Below are 5,037 nucleotides of genomic sequence, written 5' to 3' on the forward strand. Positions count from 1 at the left end.
TAAATTTTTACCAATACAAGAATAAATTCCCATTCCGGTAATCACTACTCTTTCCATTCTTCAAATTTAAATTATGAATAAATTCCTCCATTAATATTTATAATCTCACCAGTGATATAAGATGCTTTATTTGAAGCTAGAAAAGAAACAACATGTGCAACTTCTTCGGCCGTACCGAATCGATTTACAGGAATCATTTTCTTTAGTTTTTTTTCATCAAGTTCACTTGTCATGTATGTTTTTATAAAACCAGGAGCTACAGCGTTTACTGTAATATTTCTTTTTGCTACTTCTTGAGCTAATGCTTTAGTAGCAGCTATAACAGCACCTTTTGCTGCTGAATAATTAGTTTGACCTGGCGTACCTTTTAATCCAGAAACCGATACCATATTAATAATTCTTCCATATCGATTTACTAGTAATTTTTGAATTAAATAATTGGTCACATTAAAAAATCCATTAAGAGATGTGTTAATAACATCTTGCCAATCATTTTGAGGCATCCACATAAACAAGCCATCTTTTGTAATACCTGCATTATTTACGAGTACTTCTATAACAGCATCTTTATTCCTTTCGTTCCAAGCATCTAATACGCTCTTTACTTCGTCTACATTTACAACATTAAATTGAAGTATTTCTCCATTACCTCCAACGCTTTTTACTTCTTTTAAGGTATTTAAAGCCTCTAATTTATTGCTGTTGTAATTTATTAAAACATGATAATCTGTATCTTTGGCTAATTGAATACAGACGGCTTTACCTATTCCTCTTGAACCACCTGTAACTAAAGCATGTTTGGGTTTATTTTCTATACTTTCCTTCATCTATTTTTTTTACAAATTCTACAGTTTTGTGTTAACAAATAGTTCTGCATTTTGAAACCATTTACCGCCTAACACTTCTCCTTTGGTATTTATAAACCCCCATGATTTACCAAGCTTTACACGAGCTAATCCATTATAGAATCCTTTTAAATTATCTTTACTAAATATTGACGATCCTCCTGCTGTAATTACATATTCTGCAGGAATAACAATCTTTCCAGTTTCATCAATAAATCCCCATAATTTTATTTCTTTTACAGGAGCTAGTCCGTCTTTTGAAAACATTTCAGCATCCCTAAAAACAAAAGGAGTAACCTCTTCTCCTTTTTCATTAATATAACCCCAAAAATTATCTTTAAAAACTGGAGCTAACTCATTACTAAATGCTCTTACTTTTTTATAAATTGGTTCTATAACCCATTCTCCCTTATTATTAACAAACCCAACTTTTTTAATTCTGCGAGCATAAGTCAAGCTAGATGTATTATTAAAATCCCAAATCTTATCAGCACCTAAAATAGTATTAAATTCACCATCTGAAATCACACCAAAAGTTTCTCCTTTTCTCGCCCAAACCCCTGCACTATTATAATCACCAATTTCTAAGTATTCGATTGGGATAAATACGCTTCCTTTTTTGTCAATCATTCCCCAATTTTTACCATTTCTTACTCTAGCATAACCATCCACAAAAGGTTTAATAACATCATAAGTTGGTTCAATAATTAACTTTCCATCTGTTCCTAAAAGGCCTACTTTTTTTTCTAATCTAAAAAATGCAACACCATCAGCGTTAAAATCGTAATATTTTTCTTGAACTGGTGTACTTAAAATGGTATTAGAACCATCTATATAATTCCATTTATCTTCTTTTAAAACTAGAGCATATCCCGAATTAAATTCTTTAACTTTATCATATTGTGACTCAATTGCCCATTCTCCAGAAGTGTTTATAAATCCCCATTTCTCTCCTTGAAGGACTGCTGCGAAACTTCCAGAAAAATTCTTTGCTAATTTAAATTGTGGTTCGATAACATATTCACCAACAGTATTTATATAACCAAACATGTTGTTTTCCCTCACTAAAGCCAGTTCTTGGGCTAGAGTTGAAAAAATATTTAAAAACAAAGCGAGAATTAAAAAATATTTAGTGAACATTATATTACTAGTTTTTATTGTTTATGATAAAATCTTTTACCTTGTTTACATATGGATACATAACAACGTCTTCTGTAAATATAGGAATTATTTGCCTTATTTCATTGTACATCTTTTTTGTTTTAGAAGACACTTTATTTTGAACTTTAAGATATTCGATTGCTTGAATAATCGTTATCATTTCTATCGCTACAACTTCAAATGCATTTTCAATTACCCTTTTGGTAATCAAAGCAGCATTAGTACCCATACTTACTACATCCTGATTGTCATTATTATTAGGGATGCTATGAACATACATTGGGTTTGAAAGCATTTGATTTTCAGCTGTTGTAGACGTTGCAGTAAATTGCACACCTTGCATACCAAAATTTAATCCTATCTTGCCAAGGTTAACAAAGGCAGGTAATATATTATTAAGACTTGGGTTTAGAAGATAATTTAATTGTCTTTCAGCTAACATACTCATTTTTGTGACTACGATCTTTAGTTTATCCATTTCCAATGAAACATAATCTCCATGGAAATTACCACCATGGTATACGTGCTGCTTCTCTATATTTACAATTGGGTTGTCATTTGCAGAATTTACTTCTTCAATTAAAATACTTTCAACACCATTTAATGTATCTAAAACAGGTCCTAAAATCTGTGGCACACAACGCAATGAATAGTACTCTTGTACTTTATCTTCGAATACCAAAACATTATCGCTATCATCATTATTCTCGTACAAATGATGCTCTCTTTTTCTTGTTAAAGAACTATCTTTTAAATGCTCACGCATCGCTTCTGCAATTTTGCGTTGTCCTTTATGCTTTTTGGACTGATTTAACTCATAAGATAAATGATCGTCATAAGCTTTTACAATTTCGTTAATTGCGGCAGAACAAGAAATCACCCAATCTAATAATCTTCTTGTATAGATTGTGTTTACGATGCCTATACCTGTCATTACTGAAGTACCATTTAATAAAGCTAGACCTTCTCGTAATTCAATAGGAATTGGCTCTAAACCTTCATCTTTAAAAACATCCTTTGTGGCTTTACGCTCTCCTTTGTAAAACACTTCACCTTCACCAATTAACACCAAAGCTAAATGTGCCAATTGAACTAAATCTCCACTAGCACCAACACCTCCATGTTCGTGAATTAAAGGAATTATATTTTTATTAATTAGCATTGTCATTAGTTCGATGACATATTTGTGAACACCAGAATTTCCTAAAGACAATGTATTAAGTCTAGCTAACATAGCTGCTTTAACATACATATCAGGAATTATATTCCCTGTACCTGAAGCATGGCTTCTTATTAAATTATATTGTAATTGTATTCTTTCGGAGTTTTTAATTTTATACTGAGCCATCGGACCAAAACCGGTATTGACACCATAAATAACTTTATTTTTCGAAAATTCTTTTAAAAAAACAAAACTCCTCTCAACTATCTCTAAAACAGCGCTATCCATTTCAATAGAATGAGATTCGAATATTATTTTATAAAATTCTTCGATCCTTAATTCACCTAAAAGTTTTACCATCTATATTTTTTCAATATCTTTATTGAATTGTTTTTTTTTTCAAAGCATTTTTGCTGTTATCGTTTACGAATTTAAAATAATAAATTAAACTTTACTATTAAAATAATGAGTAATACAAATATTGATGTTTTAATTATTGGTGCAGGACCATCAGGTTGTGTTGCTGCTTCTTATTTACATAAGAATGGATTAAAAATTAAGGTTGTAGAAAAAAACAAATTCCCGCGATTTGCTATAGGAGAAAGCTTACTTCCAAGGTGCATGGATCATTTTGATGAAGTAGGTCTTTTAGAGTGTTTAAAAAAACAAAAATTTGAAATTAAAAATGGAGCTCGTTTTTTAAAAGAAGATGTAGTTTGTAATTTCGATTTCAGTGAAAAACACACGAAAGGATGGGATTGGACTTGGCAAGTTCCTAGGGCCGATTTTGACAAAACACTTACCGATGAACTCATAAAAAACGGTGTAGATATAGCTTTTGAAGAAGAAGTAGTTGATGTGGTTTTTAGTGAAGATGGAACTTCATTAACAACAATAAAGAATAAAGAACAAAAAACCAAGACTATTGAAGCTAAATTCATTATTGATTCTAGTGGTTTTGGTCGTGTTTTACCAAGATTATTAGATCTGGATGCTCCATCAGCTATACCTGAGCATTCTTCAATTTTTACCCATGTAAAAGACATTAAACGACCGAAAGGAAAAGAAGGCACAATTATTACTTTTGATGTGATAAATAAAGATACTTGGTTATGGGTAATTCCTTTCTCTAATGGAATAACAAGTATTGGTTATGTTGGCGCGACAGAGTATATGGAATCTTTTAAAGGAAATTCCACAAAAAGATTAACTGAGATGATGAAGCTTTCAACTTATTATTATGAACGTTTTAAAGACTTAGATTATACATTTGAACCAGTAAGTGTAAAAAATTTCTCAAAGTCGGTAAAACAGCTTTATGGCAAAGGCTTTGCTTTAACAGGAAATAGTGCAGAGTTTTTGGATCCAGTCTTTTCTTCTGGTGTAACTTTTGCCACAGAATCAGGAATATTAGCAGCAAAACTAATAACCAAAGAACTAAATAATGAAACTGTAAACTGGGAAGAAGACTACTCTAATTATATCAAAAAAGGGGTTAATGTTTTTTCTACTTACGTTAAAGAATGGTATACAGGGAATTTACAAACCTTATTTTTTCACAGACCACAGAACATGGAAATTAAAAAGCAAATATGTGCTGTACTCGCTGGATATGTTTGGGATGAATCCAATCCATTTGTAAAAAAACACAACAAAATTGTTCAAAATTTAGCCTACATTATTAATTTAGAAAAATCACAATAAAGACTGACAAATTTAACAAGTTTTAAGTTCACACTTGTAGAATTTAATTAGTGTTTCTTTTATAAAGTCAGAATAGTTTTTAATGAATTAAAATATAATAAATAAGTTAATTATTAGAAGAACTATAATTGCTATCAATATTTGGGTTTTAGAAAAGTATTTTTT

The 5,037-nt window shown here is 30.7% G+C and carries 4 protein-coding genes; 1 reads left to right on the forward strand and 3 read right to left on the reverse strand.

Going from position 1 to position 5,037, the window contains the following annotated elements; all coding sequences use genetic code 11:
* Nucleotides 1-71 precede the first annotated feature (71 nt).
* From fabG to QNK89_RS05075, 3 genes are all read right to left on the reverse strand, one after another.
* Complete coding sequence (gene fabG / locus QNK89_RS05065) at nucleotides 72-827, reverse strand: 3-oxoacyl-ACP reductase FabG (protein WP_340169905.1); 756 nt, start codon at nucleotides 825-827, stop codon at nucleotides 72-74.
* Between the two features lie 18 nt (nucleotides 828-845).
* Complete coding sequence (locus tag QNK89_RS05070; RefSeq protein ID WP_340169907.1) at nucleotides 846-1,910, reverse strand: WG repeat-containing protein; 1,065 nt, start codon at nucleotides 1,908-1,910, stop codon at nucleotides 846-848.
* An 82-nt stretch (nucleotides 1,911-1,992) separates the two neighbouring features.
* Nucleotides 1,993-3,528 carry an aromatic amino acid ammonia-lyase gene (locus QNK89_RS05075; protein ID WP_340169909.1) on the reverse strand — a complete coding sequence of 512 codons (1,536 nt, stop codon included), beginning with the start codon at nucleotides 3,526-3,528 and terminating at the stop codon, nucleotides 1,993-1,995.
* Between the two features lie 105 nt (nucleotides 3,529-3,633).
* Between QNK89_RS05075 and QNK89_RS05080 the strand changes: the two genes are divergently transcribed.
* On the forward strand, nucleotides 3,634-4,872 hold the full coding sequence (locus QNK89_RS05080; protein ID WP_340169911.1) for an NAD(P)/FAD-dependent oxidoreductase: 1,239 nt from the start codon (nucleotides 3,634-3,636) through the stop codon (nucleotides 4,870-4,872).
* The last annotated feature ends 165 nt before the right edge of the window (nucleotides 4,873-5,037 follow it).

This window comes from Lacinutrix sp., assembly GCF_037625555.1.
GTDB lineage: Bacteria > Bacteroidota > Bacteroidia > Flavobacteriales > Flavobacteriaceae > Lacinutrix.

Bases quoted from the DNA above. Each gene is read 5' to 3' on its own strand.
- fabG (WP_340169905.1), bottom strand. From the start codon at position 827: ATGAAGGAAAGTATAGAAAATAAACCCAAACATGCTTTAGTTACAGGT.
- QNK89_RS05075 (WP_340169909.1), bottom strand. From the start codon at position 3,528: ATGGTAAAACTTTTAGGTGAATTAAGGATCGAAGAATTTTATAAAATA.
- QNK89_RS05080 (WP_340169911.1), top strand. From the start codon at position 3,634: ATGAGTAATACAAATATTGATGTTTTAATTATTGGTGCAGGACCATCA.